This window comes from Nostoc sp. UHCC 0302 (assembly GCF_038096175.1).
In the GTDB taxonomy this organism is placed as follows: domain Bacteria; phylum Cyanobacteriota; class Cyanobacteriia; order Cyanobacteriales; family Nostocaceae; genus UHCC-0302.
Map to the genome: position 1 here is coordinate 3810645 of NZ_CP151099.1, position 22652 is coordinate 3833296.

20 protein-coding genes and 2 pseudogenes are annotated in these 22652 nt (G+C 39.3%); 12 read left to right on the top strand and 10 right to left on the bottom strand.

What is annotated here, in order from left to right; genetic code table 11:
• The first annotated feature begins 1 nt into the window (after window position 1).
• Window positions 2–1219 carry a M20 family metallopeptidase gene (locus tag WKK05_RS16535; RefSeq protein WP_341530687.1) on the top strand — a complete coding sequence of 406 codons (1218 nt, stop codon included), beginning with the start codon at window positions 2–4 and terminating at the stop codon, window positions 1217–1219.
• A 628-nt stretch (window positions 1220–1847) separates the two neighbouring features.
• Here the strand turns inward: WKK05_RS16535 and WKK05_RS16540 are convergent.
• The 3 genes from WKK05_RS16540 to WKK05_RS16550 form a co-directional block, all read right to left on the bottom strand.
• Complete coding sequence (locus WKK05_RS16540; RefSeq protein ID WP_341530688.1) at window positions 1848–2279, bottom strand: NUDIX domain-containing protein; 432 nt, start codon at window positions 2277–2279, stop codon at window positions 1848–1850.
• Between the two features lie 8 nt (window positions 2280–2287).
• Window positions 2288–2749 carry a DUF3531 family protein gene (locus tag WKK05_RS16545; RefSeq protein WP_341531102.1) on the bottom strand — a complete coding sequence of 154 codons (462 nt, stop codon included), beginning with the start codon at window positions 2747–2749 and terminating at the stop codon, window positions 2288–2290.
• 110 nt (window positions 2750–2859) lie between these two features.
• Entirely contained in the window at window positions 2860–3798 is a 939-nt protein-coding gene (locus tag WKK05_RS16550; protein WP_341530689.1) for a Sll0314/Alr1548 family TPR repeat-containing protein, read from the bottom strand.
• A 357-nt stretch (window positions 3799–4155) separates the two neighbouring features.
• Here WKK05_RS16550 and WKK05_RS16555 point away from each other — a divergent pair, with 357 nt between their 5' ends.
• Both WKK05_RS16555 and rsmG read left to right on the top strand, forming a co-directional pair.
• A complete protein-coding gene (locus tag WKK05_RS16555) occupies window positions 4156–4830 on the top strand; it encodes an energy-coupling factor ABC transporter ATP-binding protein (RefSeq protein ID WP_341530690.1) in 675 nt (224 codons plus the stop codon).
• Window positions 4831–4948: 118 nt separating this feature from the next.
• Window positions 4949–5692, top strand: coding sequence for a 16S rRNA (guanine(527)-N(7))-methyltransferase RsmG (gene rsmG / locus WKK05_RS16560; RefSeq protein ID WP_341530691.1), 744 nt, complete (start codon window positions 4949–4951; stop codon window positions 5690–5692).
• Window positions 5693–5740: 48 nt separating this feature from the next.
• Here rsmG and WKK05_RS16565 read toward each other — a convergent pair.
• Window positions 5741–6008: pseudogene (locus tag WKK05_RS16565) on the bottom strand (IS701 family transposase); the annotation flags it as partial.
• A 287-nt stretch (window positions 6009–6295) separates the two neighbouring features.
• On the opposite strand from WKK05_RS16565, the gene WKK05_RS16570 reads away from it, so the two are divergent.
• The gene (locus tag WKK05_RS16570) at window positions 6296–6721 is read left to right on the top strand and encodes a hypothetical protein (RefSeq protein ID WP_341530692.1); all 426 of its coding nucleotides are present in this window, start codon (window positions 6296–6298) and stop codon (window positions 6719–6721) included.
• 185 nt (window positions 6722–6906) lie between these two features.
• On the opposite strand, the gene trpC is transcribed toward WKK05_RS16570, so the two are convergent.
• The 3 genes from trpC to WKK05_RS16585 all read right to left on the bottom strand — a co-directional run bounded on the left by trpC (window position 6907) and on the right by WKK05_RS16585 (window position 10740).
• The gene (trpC, locus tag WKK05_RS16575; RefSeq protein WP_341530693.1) at window positions 6907–7788 is read right to left on the bottom strand and encodes an indole-3-glycerol phosphate synthase TrpC; all 882 of its coding nucleotides are present in this window, start codon (window positions 7786–7788) and stop codon (window positions 6907–6909) included.
• Window positions 7789–8172: 384 nt separating this feature from the next.
• Window positions 8173–8451, bottom strand: coding sequence for a HetP family heterocyst commitment protein (locus WKK05_RS16580; RefSeq protein WP_341530694.1), 279 nt, complete (start codon window positions 8449–8451; stop codon window positions 8173–8175).
• A gap of 87 nt (window positions 8452–8538) precedes the next feature.
• Window positions 8539–10740, bottom strand: a complete 2202-nt coding sequence (locus WKK05_RS16585; RefSeq protein ID WP_341530695.1) for an anthranilate synthase — start codon at window positions 10738–10740, stop codon at window positions 8539–8541.
• A gap of 1683 nt (window positions 10741–12423) precedes the next feature.
• Here WKK05_RS16585 and WKK05_RS16590 point away from each other — a divergent pair.
• Window positions 12424–13314, top strand: coding sequence for a DNA-binding response regulator (locus tag WKK05_RS16590; protein ID WP_341531103.1), 891 nt, complete (start codon window positions 12424–12426; stop codon window positions 13312–13314).
• 328 nt (window positions 13315–13642) lie between these two features.
• Here the strand turns inward: WKK05_RS16590 and WKK05_RS16595 are convergent, their stop codons facing one another.
• From WKK05_RS16595 to rsmA, 3 genes are all read right to left on the bottom strand, one after another.
• Complete coding sequence (locus WKK05_RS16595; RefSeq protein WP_341530696.1) at window positions 13643–13972, bottom strand: DUF3082 domain-containing protein; 330 nt, start codon at window positions 13970–13972, stop codon at window positions 13643–13645.
• Between the two features lie 127 nt (window positions 13973–14099).
• Window positions 14100–15053, bottom strand: coding sequence for a 4-(cytidine 5'-diphospho)-2-C-methyl-D-erythritol kinase (gene ispE, locus WKK05_RS16600; protein WP_341530697.1), 954 nt, complete (start codon window positions 15051–15053; stop codon window positions 14100–14102).
• A gap of 148 nt (window positions 15054–15201) precedes the next feature.
• The gene (gene rsmA, locus WKK05_RS16605) at window positions 15202–16050 is read right to left on the bottom strand and encodes a 16S rRNA (adenine(1518)-N(6)/adenine(1519)-N(6))-dimethyltransferase RsmA (protein ID WP_341530698.1); all 849 of its coding nucleotides are present in this window, start codon (window positions 16048–16050) and stop codon (window positions 15202–15204) included.
• Window positions 16051–16691: 641 nt separating this feature from the next.
• Between rsmA and WKK05_RS16610 the strand changes: the two are divergent.
• The 7 genes and pseudogenes from WKK05_RS16610 to WKK05_RS16640 form a co-directional block, all read left to right on the top strand.
• Window positions 16692–17501: pseudogene (locus WKK05_RS16610) on the top strand (serine/threonine-protein kinase); the annotation flags it as partial.
• Window positions 17502–17837: 336 nt separating this feature from the next.
• Window positions 17838–18140: a hypothetical protein gene (locus WKK05_RS16615; protein ID WP_341531104.1), complete on the top strand. Its 303-nt coding sequence runs from the start codon at window positions 17838–17840 to the stop codon at window positions 18138–18140.
• Between the two features lie 150 nt (window positions 18141–18290).
• Window positions 18291–18740 (top strand): hypothetical protein, encoded by a 450-nt coding sequence (locus WKK05_RS16620; RefSeq protein ID WP_341530699.1) that lies wholly within the window; start codon window positions 18291–18293, stop codon window positions 18738–18740.
• A gap of 188 nt (window positions 18741–18928) precedes the next feature.
• Window positions 18929–19582, top strand: coding sequence for a L,D-transpeptidase (locus tag WKK05_RS16625; RefSeq protein WP_341530700.1), 654 nt, complete (start codon window positions 18929–18931; stop codon window positions 19580–19582).
• 124 nt (window positions 19583–19706) lie between these two features.
• Entirely contained in the window at window positions 19707–20615 is a 909-nt protein-coding gene (locus WKK05_RS16630) for a 2OG-Fe(II) oxygenase (RefSeq protein ID WP_341530701.1), read from the top strand.
• 521 nt (window positions 20616–21136) lie between these two features.
• Window positions 21137–21310, top strand: coding sequence for a CopG family transcriptional regulator (locus WKK05_RS16635; protein WP_341530702.1), 174 nt, complete (start codon window positions 21137–21139; stop codon window positions 21308–21310).
• A 649-nt stretch (window positions 21311–21959) separates the two neighbouring features.
• Window positions 21960–22637 carry a hypothetical protein gene (locus WKK05_RS16640; RefSeq protein WP_341530703.1) on the top strand — a complete coding sequence of 226 codons (678 nt, stop codon included), beginning with the start codon at window positions 21960–21962 and terminating at the stop codon, window positions 22635–22637.
• Window positions 22638–22652: the final 15 nt, after the last annotated feature.

Below are 22652 nucleotides of genomic sequence, written 5' to 3' on the forward strand. Positions count from 1 at the left end.
AATGGTTTCTACTTTTCCCACTCCATCTTCTGTTGATTTATCTCGCGTTCGACTCTCAATCCGCTCATTGCAACCACAGCTAGTAGAATGGCGGCGGCGATTGCATCAACAACCAGAGTTGGGTTTTAAAGAAAAACTAACTGCTGAGTTTGTCTCGCGCAAGTTGCAAGAATGGGGAATTGAGCATCAAACTGGTATTGCTCAAACTGGCATTGTTGCCATCATCAAAGGTAATAAACTAGGTACTGACAAAGTATTGGCAATTCGGGCGGATATGGATGCTTTGCCAATCCAAGAACTTAACGAAGTACCATATAAATCGCAGCATGATGGAGTAATGCACGCTTGTGGACATGATGGACATACAGCGATCGCACTAGGTACAGCTTACTATCTTCACCAACATCGTCAAGACTTTGCAGGTACTGTAAAGATTATTTTCCAGCCAGCAGAAGAATCACCAGGTGGTGCAAAGCCAATGATTGAAGCTGGAGTCCTGAAAAACCCTGATGTTGACGCAATTATCGGTTTGCACTTATGGAATAATTTGCCCTTGGGAACAGTGGGTGTGCGTGCTGGGGCTTTAATGGCTGCTGTAGAGTGCTTTAACTGCACAGTTTTGGGTAAGGGTGGACACGGCGCATTACCACATCAAACTATTGATTCGGTTGTAGTTGCTGCCCAAATCGTTAATGCTCTACAAACAATTGTCGCTCGTAATATTAATCCTATTGATTCAGCAGTGGTGACAGTGGGCGAACTTCATGCTGGAACCAAGCGCAATGTGATTGCTGATACAGCAAGAATGAGTGCCACTATCAGATATTTTAATCCCAGCTTTGCAGGCTTTTTTCATCAGCGTGTCGAGCAGATTATTGCTGGAATTTGCCAGAGTCATGGTGCTAATTATGATTTAGAATATTGGTCACTTTATCCACCAGTAATTAATGATGCAAGCATGGCAGAATTAGTGAGGTCTGTGGCAGAAGAAGTTGTAGAAACTCCTGTGGGTATAGTGCCAGAATGTCAAACTATGGCTGCGGAAGATATGTCATTCTTCTTGCAAGAGGTTCCTGGCTGCTATTTCTTTCTAGGTTCTGCTAATCCTGACAAAGACTTGGCTTATCCTCATCATCATCCAAGATTTGATTTTGATGAAACTGCTTTAGCAATAGGTGTAGAAATATTTGTTCGTAGTGTAGAAAAGTTTTTCAGTTAAGCAAATATTAGTTAATTTGATATTTTGTATTATTCTTGCGATCGCACTTTTGAAGTTGGGATTGGTAATTGTCTCCAGCATTATGCTTGGTGCGATCGCTAGTTCTTAGGTGATAAATTCGACAAGCAAAAAAAACCTCAAGAAATATTGCTTGTTCGATTTATTTTGTCAATAGATAAGCTGAAAATTTTTTATATGAGTTTTTATATTAATTTTATAGGTTATACCAATTCAATTAATGATTGCAACACATCCTTGGGTGAAGACGCGATTCATTGCGTCTCTACAGCATGGTTTATTTGTCACATTCTTTTTTCAAATTGGTATTAAATGAATCTGAAATTAAAATTAATATGTTAGTTAAATGAAATATAAAGAAAGTAAAATGAATCTAATCAGGTTCTTCAATTCGAAATTCTCAAGTCTCATATTCAGTAGATAATATAGAAATTTTGATTTTTAGAGTAGGAATATTAAAATTGTCCGCTCTTATAGCCTATACAAATTGATAGTAATCACTATTTCACAAGATATCTTACGAAGTCCCTCAGCAAAAACTTGCGTAAGGTTAATATTAGCAAGTATGCACAAGAAAGCATCGCCCTAATCACAAAAAACATTTGCTTAATTACAAATATTCAAAAAAAACTTCTGGGACTAACCTTAATTCTCTGGATTTGAATCGAGAAATATTTACCCATAGCGCTCTATGTTTATGATTTTCTGACTCAGAAAATATTAAGCTTTCCAGTTTATAAAACTCTGAATTAGCAAAATCACATTGATAAAGTTGAATAATTTCATGTCCTTGCCTACCGTTAAATATAAACAAGTTTTCTATACAACCTAAATAGCGAATATTAGCCAAGCTTGCTTGAATTTCTTCTTGAAATTCTCGTTTTAAAGCTACGCGGCTGGTTTCCCCAAATTCAACTCCACCACCTAAAGCTCGATAAAATGTTTCTTGCTTCGCTGGGTCGTAGCCTTCAGAAACAAATATGCGATCGCCATCCCGAATTAGCCCCAAGACTATTACTCGAATTTCGCCTGATTTATTCATTGTTAAAACTAATTATCGTAATTATCATAAATAGAGTGAGGACGACTGTCACTATCTTCGACAGGCCAATCTTCATTTTCGCCACCTATATAAAAATCTTCAATAGTGACATATTCCTCACTTAGTTGCGTTATGGCATTGATTAAAATATCTAGAGCGATCGCATCACTTGTTCCTAAGTCAAACCAGCAACGCGCCCATACTCCCTCATACTCAAACTCACCCATGTTGTGCATCAGTGCCAATAAGCTTTTGTCGTAACCCTGCGAATCATAATGCATATAGCTGAGTTCAATTTCATTTTCCTGTACTTGGAGATTTTCTGCATTAAATGCACCCAATTTGCCCAAATAAAACCAGGAATTGAAAACTTCTTCTACATACTGCTTTTCACGTGCGGAAGGAACTGTGCTGAACTTCAGCCAAATCCATACATCAAAAGGATTGAACTCACGGAACTGAATGTGCATTTTAGTCAAATATCTCAATTATTTTTACTGAAAATAAGCATATCAGGAAGGGGACGAGGAACTAGGGATTGGGGAATAAGTTTTCCTTACTCCCCAGTACCCAATATCCATTATTTACCTGAATTATTCAGACTAACTGCACTGCTGCGTTCACGCTCAATTTGTTTGACTAAATTACCTGGAAGTTGAGATTTTTTAGTCAATGCTTTGTTAAAATTAGCGATCGCTTCTTGAATAAGTTGCTGGCTTTTTTCTTTTCTCCCCTGTTCTTTAAGGATTTGGGCTTTGAGATAGTATAGTTCTGGATTGTCAGATGTCGTTTTTATAGCACGGTTGGCATATTCCAGCGCTTGAGGGTACTTTTTTAAATCCCGGTAAGCTAGGGCAATACCCCGATCTACGAGATACTGAGGAGCAGCATTTTTTTCTAACCGTTCAATTGCCTGATCTGGGCTAGCAAAGGGTAAACTGACAGCCAACATCAAATCCATATAACCTTTGAGTAAATTCAATTCTGGATCATTTGCAGAAATTGCCTCAGCTTTGTCTAAATATTCATAAACTTGCCGCAGCCGACTCAAGGCTTGTGTAGCACCGTTGACTGTACCCTTACGGGTAAGAATTACAGCTCCCTCAAAAAAATGTCCAACAGCCGTGTATAAATTTCCACGCAAAGGATCACTAGAAATTAATTTTTCCCCAGTTTCCAGGGTTTTTTGACTGTAAGTATCTAGTGTAGCCAAATCCTTATTTCCGTATGCTAAGGATGCCTTCATAGCATAAGCAAGAGGTTCATTTGGCTCCTTGGATATTGCTTGTTGTAAGTACTTATCTGCTGCTGGATAGTTACCCTGTTGGAAAATTGCTTTAAAAGCTGCTTCCGTTTGATCACCAATTTTACGAGGTTCGCTCGTCCGAAATGGATCTCCAGCTAAGGAAGGATTTACCCACAAATTGAGAGCGATTGCACCGACAAAAGTCGCTTTTGCAAGATTAGTGAGTTTTTTTGTATACCAAGTTGCTTGAGAACAACAAAACCTTTTGGTCATTTTAACCCTCAGAATAATTGCGGTTGAAATAGTTGTATGTCTTACTTAGAATGCAAAAAATGGTTAATCATAATTTGCCTCTGTTTGAGCCAAAATTTTATAGAAAGGTCGACTTCAGTAATTTTCCTGGGTTCCCACGCTCGTTGTAGCCATTGTTAAAGGGTGAGTCTGTCACAATGGAGAGGAATTACAAGCGGTTTAAACCCCAGATCGTAACTTTGGGTAGAAGGTGGAGAATGCTAGCTGCTAGATTAAACTGTTATCCCAGGTAATGCGCCAACAATAGTTTTCGGAATTTTTTAGTTGTTCTTTGTGTAGTTAATCAGTTATTTGCTGACTTTTTGGTAATCTTAACAAATGCTCTATCTTAGAAATCTAATTTATCACCCTACAGCCTGCCCAACAGCGATTCTTAAATCAATCAATCTGGAATTAGCGCCCCAACAGATGGGTTTGATCATTGGCCCAAGTGGTTCTGGTAAAAGTACCTTACTAGAAATTTTATCTGGACTAGCCGAACCAACTGGTGGCGGAGTCTTCTGGCGAGAACAAGAACTGATTGCCGAACAGCTACAACAATTGGCTGGGTTAGTGTTTCAATTTCCAGAACGGCACTTTTGTGGCGGATCTATTTTAGAAGAATTGCGTTTAGGGCATCCTGAGTTAGGATCAGAGCGAGTCAGACAAGCACTTAGTGAAGTGGGATTAGAGCATTTATCAATCTCCGCAGCACCTCATGCCTTAAGTGGTGGTCAGCAGCGTCGCTTAGCCTTGGCGGTACAATTGATTCGCCAGCCCAATCTACTATTACTAGATGAACCCACAGCCGGATTGGATTGGTCAATGCGGCGACAACTAGTAAATTTATTGGCGAAACTCAAACAAGATTGGACACTGCTGGTAGTGACACATGATGCTGGGGATATGTTAGCGATCGCAGACCGTTGCTGGACACTAAACCACGGTGAGCTAGAATCAGTTGATCCAGAGACACTAAGAGCCAAAGTCAAAGAACCTCTACCAGCAGCATGAGGCGGGGCAGAGGGGCAAGGGAGCAGGGGGCAGGGGGCGGAGGAGAGAAGCAGAATAACTACTGGCAAATGCCCCCATGCCCAATAACAAATGACAAATGACAAATGACAAATGACAAATGACAAATGACAACTTACTGCCACAGATGGCAGAAATCTGGCAGCAGACTCTCAACTGGCAACCAACTGTCCAACAGCAGGAGCAATTTCAGCGGCTTTATGAATTAATTTTGGAAGGCAACCTTCAACTGAATTTAACTCGCATAACCGACCCTTTAGAGTTTTGGGAAAAACATCTCTGGGATTCTCTGCGGGGAATTACCACACAAATGCAATTTATACCCTCTCTACAAGCAGGTGCATCTGTGATTGATATTGGCACGGGTGCGGGTTTTCCAGGTATTCCGGTAGCACTGGCTGTACCGAATTGCACAGTTACTCTTCTGGATTCTACTCGCAAGAAAATTACTTTTCTTGACAAAGTTTTGACAGAACTTACTCTGACTAATACCAAAACTCTTATTGGCAGAGCTGAAGAAATTGGTCAGCAACTCCAGCAACGACAAACCTATGATATTGCCTTAATCCGTGCTGTGGGGACAGCATCTGTCTGTGCAGAATATGCCTTACCATTACTCAAACAAAGTGGTTTAGCGATAATTTATCGTGGTAATTGGACAGAGAATGAAACAACAGCTTTAGAAAATGCTGTTAACCAACTGGGTGGCGTCATTGAATCAATAGAAGCATTTACCACACCCCTAAGTGAAAGCATTCGTCATTGCCTGTACTTGCGAAAAGTAGCACCCACATCAGCTAGCTTTCCTCGTACTGTTGGTTTACCCAGCCAAAAGCCACTCTAACCCTCCTTCTGTCACTTTCTGGAGTAAGCAAGTAGTAAATAAACTAAACTATCCCGAAGCAGAAGAGGGTTTAAATTGATTCATTGCACTAAATTAAATGATTAAATTCCAGTAATAAATCGGAGTTGGGAAAAATATCTCGTCGGGGATAAGTCAACCAAAATAATAAGAGCGGTTGGAGAATTAGAGGAAGATTATTTAAAGTATTCTTCCATCCATCTTCATGGATCAATTGTTTATGATTAGAAAAATTAACAGAACTATTTTCTTTTACCTCTATTTCAATTTAACGAGATTGGTTTAAAGATAAACAACTCTTTATACTCTGCACAATATGCATCTATGATTGCAACTGTTGAGTGTGCATCTCTTGCCAATGCTTCAGGATTTGTAATTTGACCTCCATTGCTCTACTTACCTTGTAGAGTTTTATCTTTTGATTCTTTTATTCTTAATATCCGCAAAGTAACAGAAGAGGGATTTTCCAGGTAAATATAATGATACTGTATCTCTGATATAATTAATTTCCAGTGGTTTTACTGCGCTCAAAGTATCTTGAACTAAGTATAAACAGAATATACAGTTTCACTTGTTTAATACTTTATGTTTATGAAGAGCTTTGGTAGCGTAGTAGCAGTGTTTGCATTTTCGTTTAGCGGTACAGCGATAGCTGAGACGATGAATAACTTTATTTATGTTCAAGTAGGAGCGGATACCAGCGGAAATCCGATTGCACTTGATTTATCATCTATTAAAGGAACCGAGTATAACCTCTTACACAAACATGGCGGCGACACATTACAAACAACTCTTCATGCTTCCTGTGGTGAAGGTAGGTTATTTTCAACAAGAGTTTCTCTTTACACGTTAACTGGGCAATTAACTAGTGATGATAAAACAGTACGGGAGATTTTTCCTAAACCTGGAACTGCTGAACATGATGCTATGGAGATTGTTTGCCAAGGAGCAGGTATAAACCCTAATTACTTAAGTCAAGACCCAGGATCTAAGTCAATTCTAAATCATTAAGTGTATATACTAAGTGAAGAAAGAGAAAATTATCTCTAAGGGATAGTACCAGAATAATAGAATATTTGAATTACAAACATTTGTACTAACTCAAGAAAAATCTAAAAATTCCCCTAGCAAAAGCCAGGGGAATTTTTGTTTTTGAGTTTTTTATTTTAAAAAGCACACTTACCATGTAAGCGTTGCTATCTTCCCTTGACTCCTTTTTTTAAGTGGTCGTGAGTGGATGAATCAAGCCTGAGTAAACTACGCATAGCTAGCTCTAAATCCTCTTCTTTAACTAAGGACTCTCCCATTAGAACTGCATGTGTACCAACCTCAGCGACAAGAGATAAATCAGCAGGTGTATACAATCCACATTCACTGACAACGAGAATACCTAAGCTTTGCAGTTGCGATCGCCTAGCTGTAAGTAGTTCCTGAGTAGTGCTAATATCAATACTAAAATCTTCTAAACTGCGGTTATTAATTCCTATTAAACGTATGTCGTCAAATTTTAGCACTCGATCCAGTTCAGCTAAACTATGAACTTCTATTAAAGCATTCATCCCCAAGTAGTGGATAACTCGCAAAAAGTTTTGGAGTTCTCGATCTGAAAGTATTGCTGCTATCAAAAGTACCGCATCTGCACCAGCCGCGCGTGCTAAATAAATTTGGCAGGGGTCTAAAATGAAGTCTTTGCACAGTAAAGGCAATGGTATGCGGTAGCGAATAGCACGCAGATGATCAAAACCGCCTTGGAAAAACTTTTTGTCGGTGACAACCGAGATACAAGTTGCGCCACCTCGTTCATAGGCTTTGGCGATCGCTATTGGCTCAAAGTCTGCTTTGATAAGTCCATGAGTTAGAGAGGCTTTCTTCACCTCTGCAATGATGCACGGTCGGTAAGGACTTTGTTGCAAAGCAGTTAAAAAATCGCGCACGGTTGGAGCAGCAGTTAACTGGCGTTGCAAAGAAGCAAAAGACATCTCTTGCTGGATTTGGGCAACTTCATACTTTTTGTGCCACACTATCTCTCTGATAATGGGTTGCAAACGACTATTAGGAGTAGTGGCTGAGTAAGTCATAAGCTGCTAAAGATGGAGAGATGGGATGACAAAAAGAGGAGCGGGGGAGTGAAAGAGTCAGAGAGTGGGGGAAAAGAAATAACTACTGTCTTCTGAATTCTGAAATCTGCTGTAATTACAGCGAGTTTCAAGGAAGGTGAAGTACACAAACTAGGTCTCAAAGCCAGGGATAAAGACAGTTTTACTTCGGAATTTTGCTGTATTCTTATACCGTTTCTCTAAAATATGACCACAAATTAAATCAGGCTTATAATTGCGCTTAAGCGCTACTACGTAACTTGCTTCCACGTTCCGCAGCGTAGTGGTACGATGTATTTCTTTCCTACAAGAGAATTAGTATTAGTCTCCCCCTTCCCTATTCTTCTTTCTTCATGTTTTGTGTATTCAGAGCTGAATCCAGGTTGATTTCAGGTTAAACGCTTCTACAGTCTCATTATCAGTTTGATTTGGCTTTGAGTTTGCAACCAAACAGTTGTTTTTAAGCAATCGGATATAAGTGCGGTAGGGTATGTAATCTATCGGGTTGTAGCCAGCAAATCGCAGGATTAAAACACAAGCCCAGGAATACTTACCGACGATAATTGCTTTGATAATTTGCTCAATTTGTTCGGTATTGATTTTGCTACCTGTTTGTGATTGATAACCAGTAATGTTTTGAGTCATAATATGCACCCTTTTGTGTAAATTAAAACTGGTCTATGCTTGGCAAGGTTTCTACTTTCTTTCCCGAATTGAGTATAGCCAAGTGTCTTAAAAACCTGCGAATGACTCTACCTTTTGCGTGTATGTTTGTATGACATTCCGAATGATTTTTAGACCGACGTCACCTGATAAGGTCATAATTGATTCTGGATGAAACTGAACGGCAGCAATCGGAAGTGTCTGATGTTCAACCGCCATAATCACATCGTCTTCCGAAATTGCGGTCACTTTGAGTTTTTTGGGCAAGCGTTGCCGTAGGGCAAACAATGAATGGTATCTACCTACTGCAAAGGATTCTGGTAAACCTTGGAATAGAACAGAATCTGAAGCTGTGACAAAAATTCGTGAGGATTTTCCATGCTGAGGATAGCTGAGAATTCCTAGTTCTCCGCCAAATGCTTCAACAATGCCTTGTAATCCTAAACAAACTCCAAACAGGGGAATTTGGCGGCTAATACAAGCTGTTACTGTTTCTTTGATGTGAAAGTCACTAGGTCTACCAGGGCCTGGAGACAACACCACTAGGTCAGGAGATTCTGTGTCAAATAGAGATTCTGGGAAACCATGACGTAGTGTTGTGACACTTGCACCAGTAGAACGGATGTAATTAGCTAATGTATGAACAAATGAGTCTTCATAGTCAATTAGTAAGATACGCTTACTTTGAGCAACATTGAGGATCGCTCGACTCTGCGGTGTTTGAATGTTATTACCAATTTTTTCGCCTGTTTGTTTGGCACGACGAATCGTCTCAAATAAAGCAGCTGCCTTGGTAATTGTTTCTTGTTCTTCTACTGCTGCTACGGAGTCGTACAGTAGGGTTGCACCAACTCGCACTTCAGCAATGGAATCTTTTAATCGGATTGTTCGCAGAATTAATCCAGTATTTAAACTGCCATTAAAATTTAAATAGCCAACAGCTCCACCATACCAACGTCGAGCGGTACGTTCATGCTGTTCGATAAACTGGATTGCTGCTCTTTTCGGTGCGCCAGTTACTGTGACTGCCCAAGTATGGCTCAAAAATGCATCTAAAGCATCAAATTCCGGTCTGAGTAAGCCCTCTACATGGTCTACTGTATGGATTAGATGACTGTATAATTCGATTTGCCGACGACCAATGACTCGTACTGAACCTGGCTCACAGATTCGGGACTTGTCATTTCGATCTACGTCAGTACACATCGTCAACTCAGCTTCATCTTTGTGTGAATTGAGTAAATGACGAATTTGAGCGGCATCGTCTAAAGCATCCTCTCCACGGCTAATAGTGCCACTAATTGGACAGGTTTCTACACGCTTACCTTCAACGCGCACAAACATTTCTGGTGATGCGCCAATCAGATACTCTCCACCAAGATTGAACATAAACCCGTAAGGGCTGGGATTGATTTGCTTTAAAGTTTGGAATAGCTGACTAGGCGGTTGTTCACAGGCTGTAAAAAAGTTTTGGCTGGGAACTACTTCAAATAAATCACCCCGACGGAAGTAATCGAGTGCTTTTTCTACTAGGTTTGCATATTCTCCTTTCTGATGATCAGCAGTTTGGGTCGGCAGAAGACGCTCACCGCCATAATCTGTAGACTGACCTATTCGTGGAAGATTCTCGGTGCTACCATCTGCTGTTTCAAATTCATACTTGAGACGAAATGCTTGTTGCTGATAATAATCCACTAATACCAGTTCATCAGGCAGATAAAGTACCATATCCTGCTGATCTGCACTTCGCGATATCTGCTTGGGGATTGGCTCAAACTGAAATACTAAATCGTAACCAAATGCACCGTACAGCCCTAAATGCTCATCTTGATCGCTAGAGAATACATGGAGAATATTGCGGATGACTGTAAATACTGAAGGTTGTTTACTGCGCTCTTCTTCTGCAAAGAACTGTTTTGCAGTGTTGACAAAACCTGTGATCTTATCGATGTCTAAAGTGATTTCTTGGAGTTGTGGGTGAGCAGATAAATGCTCGAAAAGTATTGGTAAAAGTAACCGCCCACGCTCATTAAGAGAAGATAATTTAAAAGAATTTTCCCTGCTTGTCAACTCCAATGGTGGATTAATAAATCCAATTGCCCATCTTTTATAACGCCCTGGATATTCGTAACTACTAGTTAGCAAGCCTCCACGTTGATAGTTCAGGTGGAAGAGAATTTCTTCTAGAGCATTGTCTGCTTTGACTTCAGTGAGAGAGCGAGATACACGAATACCACCAAGGGTTATGTAAGAATGGGAATCACTATTCATAAGACATTTTTTCACAATGCTGGGAGGGAGTAGAACGCGATCGCTTGAGGTTCAAGTCAGTTTCACTACCCGAAAATGCAAAGCTTGAGGCGACAGTACAAGTTAAAAAGTATATAAAACTCCTTAGCTAAACATCTACTTATACATCGATAAAATTAAGAATTATTGCAAATTGATATTTTAAGTAGGGGCGGGTTAAACCAGCTAATAAGTAACTAGTTGAACCCGCTCTGACAGATAAACCGTATTGCAGAAGCTGCTTCTTGACTAAGCTTACTCAATTTCTGCAACAGATATATAAACGATCTTTTGATAGATATGTCTGTTTTTTCGTTCTTCAATATGTATTTGTTTTTCTGATTGGTAGACTAACTTTTACCTGGTAATTTGGATATACCTATCATCGAGTTACAACTTTTAATGCAACTTGCTTTGTAAAATTTGTTAGTGATCGCGCTTTTCTGACATTAAAACTTATAACAGTTATATTCCAATGGTAGTAAACTACTACGTCAACCATAAAACAAAGATTTGAGTTAGTTACATAGGATAAAGATACAGAAACATTTGTAATTAATGATGTTTTATTTAACTAGTGTATTTTCTTGTTTTCTTATGCCTGGAATACACAATTGTTTAAATTAACAAATCTAGCTAATTAATAAGTACTAGTTATACATGAGAATTAATCTATTAATATTACTGAAGAATTAATCATGGATTCTCGGTAACAAAATGGATGAAGCGAAAATAGTAGCAAGGTTAGAAAAACAACATTTTTTCATCAAAGTCGAGTAAAACGATAGCAGTAAAGGTGATTGTTGGCGGTCTTTGTATTCTGACTCAAGGCTGTTTAAGTGAACTTGTTTGTATAAAAAGATACATGATTTTTGACTTTGACTATTACTTTTGATATAGGTTCAAACCTTATACACTTGGTGAGTGCAGAATAATGTATTCCTTATGAAGGATGACACGACATCTTAATATGTTGTTAGATCCCTAAGAGAGCAAATTAAGAAAAGTTAAATTAAACAGTAATAAAATTGCCCATTTTAGCTAAAACTCATAGTGTGAAAACATCTAAATTCAAGATGTGCTTTAGTTGGATACCAATTACAAATAACTGCTATAAGTCAGTCAAAGACGAAATTACTAGACGTCAACTATTTTATTTAGATTTAAATTTATAAAAATAAAATCATGTAAATATTAATTTGACTAAGTAGCTTAAAAGTTGTTTGAATTGACAAGTAGCAATAAAGAAGTATGTGTTGATCAGAAATATAAGCAGTAGTTAAATAAATATTACATACTCGCTTGTTTGAGGCTTCCTTCATGGTTCTCAAACGACTATTTCGATTACGTTAATTTATAAAAAACAATAAAAATGTTTTTATGCTAAATTAAAGAATAACTTAACTATATTATTGGTAAAATCAAATTTACTAACACAAATTTTAATTGACTTTTTGATCAGTTGATACAGTAATGGAAAGTGAAATTTGCATAAGCAATACGTTTACTGTCATACTGCTATCAGTGAAATAAAAATTCAGCAGTTGTGAGTGCGGAGTTATTAGTTAATAACTATGTTAAACTCAACACTCATCGGTTTTGTAAAGAGTATTCGGCACAGAGTTTGGTAATTATTCCCTGCCAAAAATCCTAGTGATGGAAATAATGATGCACGAATCATCGAAAACAATCTTGGTAATTGAAGATGAAGCTGATTACCGCAATCTCTTCTTAGACGTTCTTGAGGATAAAGGTTTTGACACAATAGGTGCTGAAAATGGTATTGCTGGTATTAAGCAAGCACAAAAGCATTTACCCGACTTAGTGATTTGCGATATTCAAATGCCAGATATGGATGGTTACAGTGTTTTGAGTACACTCCGCGAAGATCCTGCCACAGCCATTATTCCTTTCATTTTTCTGACTGGCAGTAATCATCAAGCAGCTCTACGCAAAGGTATGGAGTTGGGAGCAGATGACTATCTTACCAAGCCTTCTACTATAGAAGATTTGCTCAGAGCGATCGCTGTCCGATTAGAAAAGCAAGCCTCTCTTAAGTCGTGGTACAGCAATAACTCAGAGCAAATACCCAAACCACTACCCTCATCAGTAAGTTCTGAGTCAATCTTTCCATCAATTCCTCAACTACAAGCGGTTTTCGATTTTATTGAAGCTAACTATCGCCAAGGAATTACTTTGTCTGATGTGGCTGTTGCAGTTGGTTATTCGCCTGCTTACTTGACCAACCGAGTGGCAAAACAAACAGGAGAGACTGTGAACACTTGGATTGTTAAGCGTCGCATGGCAGCAGCACGCCCTTTACTTAAAGATACTAACCAGACAATAGACCAGATTGCTACTGCCCTGGGCTATCAAAATGCATCTCATTTCTCTCGCCAGTTTCGTCAACACCACGGGTTATCACCCAAAATATGGAGAAAAAAGCATCAACCTCTTCAGAATTCCAGAAGCACAAAGCTACGATTTCTCAATAACCCTAATTCTTTGGGCAATTTTGTATCTTTAGGTTGTGGATTAAAAGCAGCTAGTTTGTAGGGTTGAGGCTGACAGGGGAAGAGGTGACATGGAGAGTACTTATTGGCTTTGTCTCCCTTCCTCCATTTCGTATTACTCACGAGTGGTTTAGCTTAGTGTCTCAGTGTCTTGGTAGTTAATTAAATTGATACCAATTCAATTTGATTGCAACACATCCTTGACTGAAGACGCGATTCATCGCGTCTCTACAGATGGTCTATTTGTGACATTCTTTTTTCAAATTGGTATGATTTTTGAACCACGAAGGCACATAGACGCGATAGCGGCTTCCCGCAGGGTAGACACAAATAAAATTCGAGTTTGAAATTTTGAATTTAGCCAAATGGTACTAGTTTTCAGTACTTTTATGGTTTGTGAACTGCTGCACTAATAATTGCACTGCTAAAGCTAACAAACCAATTGCCACTAGACTAAATATCCCGCTTCCCAAGGCTACCACACCCACAACCAAGGTACGGACAGCAGAGGAAATCTTCAGGACTAACAGATTACTTGAATGGATGGGTTTGCTGGCAAAATTGGTAGCGATCGAAATCATTAGCGAATACATTGCATATCCCATCCCTCCGGAAATCACCGCGCCAGTTACACAGCGTAACGGACTTGATGGAACTTTTGCTTGAGATTCGGTTGGTTGCGTTAGATTTGGGTCACTCATACAATTTTAGATTTTAAATTTTAGATTAGGGTATTGGTAAGAAGCAGGAGAGCAGGGAGCAGAAAAAAAATTATTCATTCTCCCTTTTGCACCCTCTGCCCCTCTACCTCTTTATAGTCCTCAGTCCCTATAATGACGATGCTATTTGAATTCCATGTGAAGTTGTCCGAGTCACAAACAATTCTAAATCTTCGTCAGGAATTGCTTCTCGCACACGTAACTTAACTGTTTGTGCTTGTTGTTCAGATTCAAACAAAGCAAACACTGTTGGGCCTGAACCAGACATCATAGTTCCCAAAACCCCTTCTTGATTTGCAAATACTTCTCGCAATTGTAAGACTTGGGGATAAGTGGGCAAGACTACACGTTCTAAATCATTGTGCAGTTTTTGGGCAATTTCTCCGGCGTTTTGATCAAAGATTGCTTTTACAATTCCTCCAGAGTGAACTGCACTAGCACGCGCTGCCAAACTGTTGGTATCCCTGATATAAGAATTGCCAAATTGTTGTCGATAAGTTTTATAAGCCCAAGCTGTGGAAACTTCTAGGCTACGGTATTTAGCCAATACTACATATAAATTATCCAAACTTGGTAGGGGAGAAAGTTGCTCGCCTCTACCTGTAGCGATCGCTGTTCCACCCGCTACACAAAATGGGACATCAGAACCGAGAGTAGCTCCCAATTCTTCTAATTCTGACTGAGTTAACCCCAGGTTCCATAGTAAATCGATTCCTACTAACACCGCTGCGGCATTTGTCGAACCTCCAGCTAACCCAGCAGCTACAGGAATCTGCTTCTTGACGGTAATTTCTACACCGCCATATTTAGCAAAGGTGTCAGGAAATTGCATCGCCATTAAATCTGCTGCCCGGTATGCCAGATTACTTTTATCTGTCGGTACTTGTGGGTGGTCGCAGTGAACTCGGATGGCTTGTGTGTCAGCAGAACGCACATCAATTTGATCTGCAAGTTCAATGCTTTGCAGTATCATTGATAACTCATGATAACCATCAGGGCGATCGCCGATGATTTCTAAATACAAATTAATTTTTGCAGGTGCAATTAAGGTTAGAGAACGCATTTTGAAAGTTAGGAGTTACGAGAAGCCGCTCTTCGAGCGTCTGTGCGTCTGTACAGGAGTTAGGAATTGGGAGTTGGGAATTGGTAGTACATAGATTTTGAGTTTTGACTCTCAGCAATCATCGAGCAGTTAGTTTACTCTTAACTCCTCATTCCTCACTCTTAACTCTTAACTCATTAGCTAATGCTACCCATTGCTGAACACTGATGTCTTCCGCACGGGCTTGGGGATTTATTTCTAATTGTTCCAGCAATTGGGTCAGGCGATCGCGTTCTACAACCGATTGCAAATTATTTCGTAACATTTTGCGTTTAGCACCGAACCCTAACTTTACCAAAGTTTCTAACCGTCTTGGCTCAAGTGCTGGTGTTTCTATGTTTCGGGGATGTAACCGCACAACTGCTGAATCTACTTTTGGCGGTGGATGAAATGCTGCGGCTGGGACTGTGCAAATTAACTCACACTCAGCCAAGTACTGCACCCGCACACTCAACGCACCGAAAGCTCTTGACCCTGGTTTAGCATACAACCTCTCTGCTACTTCTTTTTGTACCAGTAGCACTATCAAGTCAAATGGTTCGGGGTTGGGGTTGGCAATAGTACCCAGCAGTTTCTCGATAATTGGCCCAGTAATGTTATAGGGGATATTCGCTACTACTTTATTCAGCTTTTGGAAATTGGGGAATGCTCCCAACTGGGATAGTAAATCTAAGGTGAGAAAATCTCCTTGCAAGAGTAAAAAATTTTCCCTTTTTCCTAGTTGTTTAGCTAATAGTTCGCACAAATCGCGGTCAATCTCCACTGCTACCAGAGATTCTACTAGGGGTAGTAAACGCCGCGTTAGAATACCTGTACCTGGGCCGATTTCTAAGATGCTATCGCCCTTGGCGTTGGTGGAGCGATCGCTTGATTTACATTCTGCTGCCCGAATAATAGAGTCGAGTGCTTTTTCACTTTTAAGCCAATGCTGAGCAAATAGCTTGCGCGGTCGGATCATTTACATTTTTCTTCCAGTCTAGTATCCAGCTTTTTCCCAAAAATCAGTTTCTTGTTTTTAACTGTTTTTGCTAATTCTCTCTCTACTTATGATGTTAAACACGAGATGTAAAATATGAAAATGCGCCTGTATTAAGGGAGGTTAGGAGATTAAAGTAGCTTCATTGGCATCTTGTCTGCCCTAAATAAGTTAAAAATACATTACCTTACTCGAAGGGCTTTCGTCAGAATCGCAAATACAAAAATTAGATTTTGGAACCTCAAAAGCATCATTAGACTTACATTTTAGAACATACTACAATTATTAAGTTAACAAGCAAAATGTGATGTTAATTATAAGTAAAACAATTAACCTACTTATGCTACGTATGTAATTATGTTTACAAATTTTATCCTAACATAATCAATTTAGCAATTCCCTGCTAATAGCTTATTGCATCAATAGTTACAGGATAAACTAATAGCTTTAGTACTTCAGTAAGTCTACAATTGCAGTAATTTAATGCGACTTTTCATACACGTCTCAGCGCTGAGACTTTATTGTTTGAGATGGGTTTACACTGGTGATAATGTAACCTTAGTTTGTAGGCTTTTAGCAAAAGTGATACAATCAAGCCAACAACATCCTGCGGGGTAAAACGGATGCTGATCGATAGAGTTCTCCGCAAACGCTACAAAATCGTAGGGCTTTTGGGAAGCGGTGGGTTTGGTGACACCTATTTAGCTGAAGATTTAGATTTGCCTAACAAACCTAAATGTGTCGTCAAACACTTCAGACCAAAAACATCGAATGCAACTGTTTTACCTATCGCTAGACGGCTGTTCGAGAACGAAGCAGAAGTTCTATACCGTTTAGGTAACTTAAGCAATCAAATCCCTAAGCTATTCGCTCATTTCGAAGAAAATGGCGAATTCTATCTAGTGCAAGAGTTTATAGATGGGCATGATCTATCTAAAGAGATAATTCCTGATCAGCTGTGGAGTGAGATTGAGGTCGTTAAACTGTTACAGGAAATTCTAGAAGTTTTAGTAGTGGTTCATCAGCAAAATATTATCCATCGAGATATTAAGCCGCAAAACTTAATGCGTCGCCGAGAAGATGGCAAGATTATGCTGATTGACTTTGGAGCGGTTAAAGAAATTAAAGGCTTGGCGGAAAACACTCAAGGTCAAGTTACTTCAACTATTATTATTGGCTCCAATGGTTATATGCCAAGTGAACAAGCTAGTTCCAAGCCCAGGCTATGTAGCGATATTTTTGCCGTGGGGATGATTGGTATACAAGCATTGACAGGCAAAATTCCCCAAGATCTGCCAGAAGACCCAAATGGAGAAGTGATTTGGCAAAATTTGACAAATGTCAGCGAAAGGCTAACTAATGTCTTAACAACAATGGTGCGTTACAACTTTAGCCAGCGCTACCAATCAGCAGCAGAGGCGTTGCAAGCAATAAATCTCACAATAGCGTATCCAGTCAAACCACAACCGACTAACTGGTGGAAATTTCCCTTTCATGGGAAAGTTTTAGTTGGAACTGGAATCGGAGCAGGAGTGCTGGCAATGCTTGTAGTAGGTTCTTTTACACAAGTGCCTTCCAAAATGAGTGAAAATCCTGCTCAACCACCTGCCGACTTGCCCACCAAAATGACTGAAACGCCTGTTCGACTAACTTGCACTGCTGTAATATCCTCAGCTCCTTTAACAAAAAAACCAGACAAACAATTTGGAGATGGCACTAAATATTATGGGCCTTTAAATAAGAATAAACAATTAAATGGCGAAGGAGTGATGGTTTTCAAGAATGGTAGCCGCTATGACGGAGAATTCAAAAATGATAAACGCAATGGTTGTGGAATATATTCTTATCCTCCCAACATTAGTTCTTATGACTATTATGTAGGTCAGTTTGTAAACGATAGATTTGATGGTATAGGAAAAATCAAATGGAAAGATGGGAGTGAATATACAGGCACTTTCAAAGAAGGTAGATGTGAAGGGCAAGGAACATTTAAATTTGCAAATGGCTCTTCTAAGGCTGGAGTTTGGGAAAAGGGAGAATTGCGAGGCAGTAATCTCTCATGCAATCGATAGATATTATTTATGTAGTATTTGTATTATTAACCCAGAGTGGTAAATATTAATATTGAATGTTAATTAGCTTGTATCAACTAAAAATGAATCGAAAACCAGCTAAAAAGTTTAAATTGATATTTCCTGCTGCCTCTTTACTCTTTCTCACCAATGTTGGCATTACTGTTAACCCCCAAACAACTCTGGCGCAGGTACAACCTCCCGAAACTCCATCAACACCGACACCAAGCCCAACTCCAGAGCCACCTACAACACCAACACCAACACCAAGCCCAACTCCAGAGCCAACGCCAAGCCCCAGCCCAACGCCAAGCCCAACTCCAGAGCCAACGCCAAGCCCCAGCCCAACACCAAGCCCAACTCCAGAGCCAACGCCAAGCCCCAGCCCAACGCCAAGCCCAACTCCAGAGCCAACGCCAAGCCCCAGCCCAACGCCAAGCCCTAGCCCAGCACCTAGCCCCAGTCCAACACGAATTAGGACAACTCCAACACCTAGTCCAACACGAATTAGAACAACTCCAACACCTAGTCCAACACGAATTAGGACAACTCCAACACCTAGTCCAACACGAACTAGAACAACACCTGACGAAGATGTAACCCCAACCTCAGAACCCCCTTCAAACCCAACTCGTGGGCCAGTTCGAGGACGAGGGTAAAACTTTTTTGATTCACAAGATTTAGCAAACTTAAAATTGAAAATTCAGAATTCAGGCTTCAATTTAGTTGATAGCTGAATTCTGAATTATTTCTAGTGATTAAAATCAATATTAAGAGTTAAATAGTTAATGCAAAAGACAATGATGAGTAGTCTTTACTTTCGTAGTGCTTTTAAATTTAGTTTGGCAACAATAGTACTACTTCTCTCGTTTCAATCACACGCAACTGCCCAAGTCAATAATAGCCAGCAACTTTTTCCTCAAGTTCAGCCAGACTCTTTAAGATTACAGCCGCCCCTGCCAAACTTTTCTGAACGCAAGATTCGTTTACTACGCAGACTCAAGCTTCCGGTAGAACCAGTTATTCCTAACACTTCTGAGCAAGAAATCAGTTTGCTGCTCAAACTTGGAGACCGAAAAGTTTATGTCTATCGAGGCGGCAGTTTACAAGCCAGCTACCCAGTAGCTATTGGTCAACCGAGGCCAGATAAACAAACGCCCACTGGTAAATTTAAAGTTATTAATATGATTAAAGACCCAGCTTGGGAAAATCCATTTGTTTCACATAAAGAAGTTATTCCTCCAGGTTTAAATAATCCTTTAGGAGAACGTTGGATTGGTTTCTGGACTGATGGAAAAGACGAAATCGGATTTCATGGCACTTACAGAAGAGACTCTGTAGGGAAGGCAGTTTCTAATGGTTGTGTTCGGATGTATAACGAGGATGTGCGTAAACTATATGAATTGGTAAAAATAGGAACTCCCGTAACTGTAATACCTTAACAAGACTAAAACAATTATAAAAAACCACTTAGCCCGTTTTAACGAGTCGCTTTCATTACTCTCAACTTTTTAACAGCTACCTGAAAAACTGTCCCACTTATCAACGGTACAGCAAGAAAATTTTATGCAATCAAATTCGCAGCAGCCTGATGCTAAAGAAATTAAAGTACAAATCCTTCTGGCTGGAGGACACCAGCACACAGTTTATTTAAAATCAAATGCACCTTTACTACATAGTCTTTTAACTAATATTGCAGCGCGTGCATATAAGCAAGATATTGATTGTAATTATTTATTTCAAGTCCCAGTAAATGAAGGGCATTCTATTCTATGTTTCCCCAGCGAAAACCTGATTGGGATTATAACAGAACCACCAATTTTTGTAGAAGAAGAAGTAGAATTAAGACCTGAAGCAGAGGAGATACTACCATCTATTTGTATACAAATAGATAACTTTCTAACATCTAATGAACACCTGAATTTGATTGAATATGCTATAAACACGGAATATAATTTTGTTCCTACTAGCACTTCAACCAATGAAACTAATTATCGTTCTTCAAAAGTTCTCTACTCATTTACTGAGTTTTCTGAGTTAATTGCAACTCGGATTCAAGATGTATTACCTGATGTTATCAACAAGCTGAACATACCATTGTTTTTCCCATCGCAAATAGAAGCTCAAATGACAGCGCATAATGATGGTAACTACTATAGAATTCATAACGATAATGGTAGCCCAGATACGCATTCAAGAGAACTGACATTTGTCTATTACTTTTATAGAGAACCAAAAGCGTTTTCTGGGGGAGAATTGCTAATTTACGATAGCAAAATTGAAAATAACTTTTATGTAAATGCAGAAACGTTCAAGACAGTTGAACCCCGTAACAATAGTATTGTGTTTTTTTTGAGTCGCTACTTACACGAAGTCAAACCTGTGCTTTGCTCGTCTCAGGCATTTGCAGATAGCCGTTTCACAATCAATGGTTGGATTCATCGAACTGCAAATTTAGCAGCGTCTTCTGATTAATCTTGCTTCACCTCCTAAAAGCTTTTTGTAGCATAAAATTACAAAAACTGCATCTTGGTGGAATCCACTACCAAAATGCAGTCAACTACTGCTTGAATTGCTCAACTGATGAGGACAATTATAGATATATCATCCATTGATAAAGCTTCCAAGCCTTGTGCAACGCCACGTTTAAAATTTTCGTTACTTTCCGGTAGCTGCCAAAAAAAAGTTGTATATGATTACATACCCAATTTATTACACCGCAAGCAGCGTGTAATATTAATTCGTAATTAGTAATTTAAACAAACTCAAAAAAACTTGATAAGGGCGGTTTCTATTAACTTACCCTGCTCTTAAAATAATACATACCTCTACCAGTTTGGTATAAGCGCTCTTATACAACTCTAGTGTTTACTATTCCTTTTTAGGGTGAGATTAATTTTCATTAGAAAATCTGTAACCTAATATGCAAGAAGCTTTAAAACAGAGGTATAATTTTTATTTATGGAGAGTAATATAACAAAAATTAAAAATAAACTATGAACAAAAAATGGGCTGTTAAGCGACTCACGGTCAATCTCACGTCAGAAGAGACGGAAAAACTGGAACGTTACTGTGACATAACAGGAAGACCAGCAACTGATGTAATTCGGGAATTGCTCAGAACTCTTGCGGTTGAGAAGGAAGAACAGTCACATAGTCAGCATAGATAATAAGCTTGACTATCTTAAAATTCTGCTTTCTCAAGCTGTTGAATAATACCTAGCCTGTCTTGATGGTGCAAAATAACACCTAAAAAGATCAGGCAAAATAATTCTTTGAAGGTGCAATTCTAAACATATACTACTGCTGTGCTAGCACGTAGGCTTAAAAGCAGAAATCGCAGGCAGTAACTACTTAGCTAGAATATTATTGCTTAGAAACTGCGTGAATTGGATTTCATTCTAATGGGAAGCTACCCACACCGTGGCTCTAAGCTAATAATTAAGCCAAGCAATAACCTTAACTCTTGAGTTACAGCAGAATTCAACCTCCCGAATTCTGAGGGAAAACAGGCTTTCTGCTGAACTTTGAGAGCTAGTTTGTGTACTTCACCAAATCTAAATCAACTGTATGTTTCACAAACGGCTCAAGTGAAACTATATTCGCTATGTATAAAAAGTTTGCAATCTTACCCAGAAATTGGGTAAGTTTAGGGTTTTTTATTTCTTTTTTAGTAGTACAATTGTTCTAGTAACAAGTTTATTGTTCCACTTCCACTAATTTTAGCCCGATCGCCTTGGAGAAATACCTCCATGTTATTGAGTTGTAATCAAAGGCGATGGATTTGTTGTGCATCCCAGTTTTTATGAGGTCAGCATTATGATGACACGAGTGCAGAGTGTAATTGCAGCTCCCGTTGACTCTAAAGCAATTGCAAACTCTGAGTTTGAGCAATATGTTGAAGGAAAAGCCGCTAATATCTCTAATAGCGTTGGTGTCGAACATTCTTCCTTGCTTTCGCTTGCTGATGTTACTAAAACAATTTTGCGTCATGCTTTTTGGTTAGCAGAACAAAAACAGCATCTCTCACTCAAACAGTACAGAAAGCTACTTGTTGACCTGGGTTGGAGAGGTGAGGAAAAAAGATATCTGAAGATTGCTGCGGTTTTTGGTAAGTTTTTGCCTCAAGATTTAGCACAAATCGAACCTTTGACTGTATATCAGCTAGCAAACAACAGTAATAAGTATAAACCAGTTATAGATGCGCTTCTGGACTTAAGCGCCATTACTCAAGAGGCTGTGCGTTCTCTAGTCAAAGAACAACGCACTTCTAAAGAACCAAAACCTGAAAAACCAAGTATTTGGCGGCGGACAAAGAATGGAGGCAGGTATTGCCAAATTCCACCCATTCACGAAAAAGATGAGCGGACTGGGGTAACTCTGCAAAAAATGATGGACACAGAAGGCTTGAGTAGCCAACAAATTGTGGCAGAGGCTATAGCTCTGCGGCAAGCATATCAGGAAGGACACCTACTAGTAGTGGAAGAAAACAATTGACATATTCAAAATTCA

Bases quoted from the DNA above. Each gene is read 5' to 3' on its own strand.
- WKK05_RS16535 (WP_341530687.1), top strand. From the start codon at position 2: ATGGTTTCTACTTTTCCCACTCCATCTTCTGTTGATTTATCTCGCGTT.
- WKK05_RS16540 (WP_341530688.1), bottom strand. From the start codon at position 2,279: ATGAATAAATCAGGCGAAATTCGAGTAATAGTCTTGGGGCTAATTCGG.
- WKK05_RS16545 (WP_341531102.1), bottom strand. From the start codon at position 2,749: ATGCACATTCAGTTCCGTGAGTTCAATCCTTTTGATGTATGGATTTGG.
- WKK05_RS16550 (WP_341530689.1), bottom strand. From the start codon at position 3,798: ATGACCAAAAGGTTTTGTTGTTCTCAAGCAACTTGGTATACAAAAAAA.
- WKK05_RS16555 (WP_341530690.1), top strand. From the start codon at position 4,156: ATGCTCTATCTTAGAAATCTAATTTATCACCCTACAGCCTGCCCAACA.
- rsmG (WP_341530691.1), top strand. From the start codon at position 4,949: ATGACAAATGACAACTTACTGCCACAGATGGCAGAAATCTGGCAGCAG.
- WKK05_RS16570 (WP_341530692.1), top strand. From the start codon at position 6,296: ATGTTTATGAAGAGCTTTGGTAGCGTAGTAGCAGTGTTTGCATTTTCG.
- trpC (WP_341530693.1), bottom strand. From the start codon at position 7,788: ATGACTTACTCAGCCACTACTCCTAATAGTCGTTTGCAACCCATTATC.
- WKK05_RS16580 (WP_341530694.1), bottom strand. From the start codon at position 8,451: ATGACTCAAAACATTACTGGTTATCAATCACAAACAGGTAGCAAAATC.
- WKK05_RS16585 (WP_341530695.1), bottom strand. From the start codon at position 10,740: ATGAATAGTGATTCCCATTCTTACATAACCCTTGGTGGTATTCGTGTA.
- WKK05_RS16590 (WP_341531103.1), top strand. From the start codon at position 12,424: ATGATGCACGAATCATCGAAAACAATCTTGGTAATTGAAGATGAAGCT.
- WKK05_RS16595 (WP_341530696.1), bottom strand. From the start codon at position 13,972: ATGAGTGACCCAAATCTAACGCAACCAACCGAATCTCAAGCAAAAGTT.
- ispE (WP_341530697.1), bottom strand. From the start codon at position 15,053: ATGCGTTCTCTAACCTTAATTGCACCTGCAAAAATTAATTTGTATTTA.
- rsmA (WP_341530698.1), bottom strand. From the start codon at position 16,050: ATGATCCGACCGCGCAAGCTATTTGCTCAGCATTGGCTTAAAAGTGAA.
- WKK05_RS16615 (WP_341531104.1), top strand. From the start codon at position 17,838: ATGGTTTTCAAGAATGGTAGCCGCTATGACGGAGAATTCAAAAATGAT.
- WKK05_RS16620 (WP_341530699.1), top strand. From the start codon at position 18,291: ATGTTGGCATTACTGTTAACCCCCAAACAACTCTGGCGCAGGTACAAC.
- WKK05_RS16625 (WP_341530700.1), top strand. From the start codon at position 18,929: ATGCAAAAGACAATGATGAGTAGTCTTTACTTTCGTAGTGCTTTTAAA.
- WKK05_RS16630 (WP_341530701.1), top strand. From the start codon at position 19,707: ATGCAATCAAATTCGCAGCAGCCTGATGCTAAAGAAATTAAAGTACAA.
- WKK05_RS16635 (WP_341530702.1), top strand. From the start codon at position 21,137: ATGAACAAAAAATGGGCTGTTAAGCGACTCACGGTCAATCTCACGTCA.
- WKK05_RS16640 (WP_341530703.1), top strand. From the start codon at position 21,960: ATGATGACACGAGTGCAGAGTGTAATTGCAGCTCCCGTTGACTCTAAA.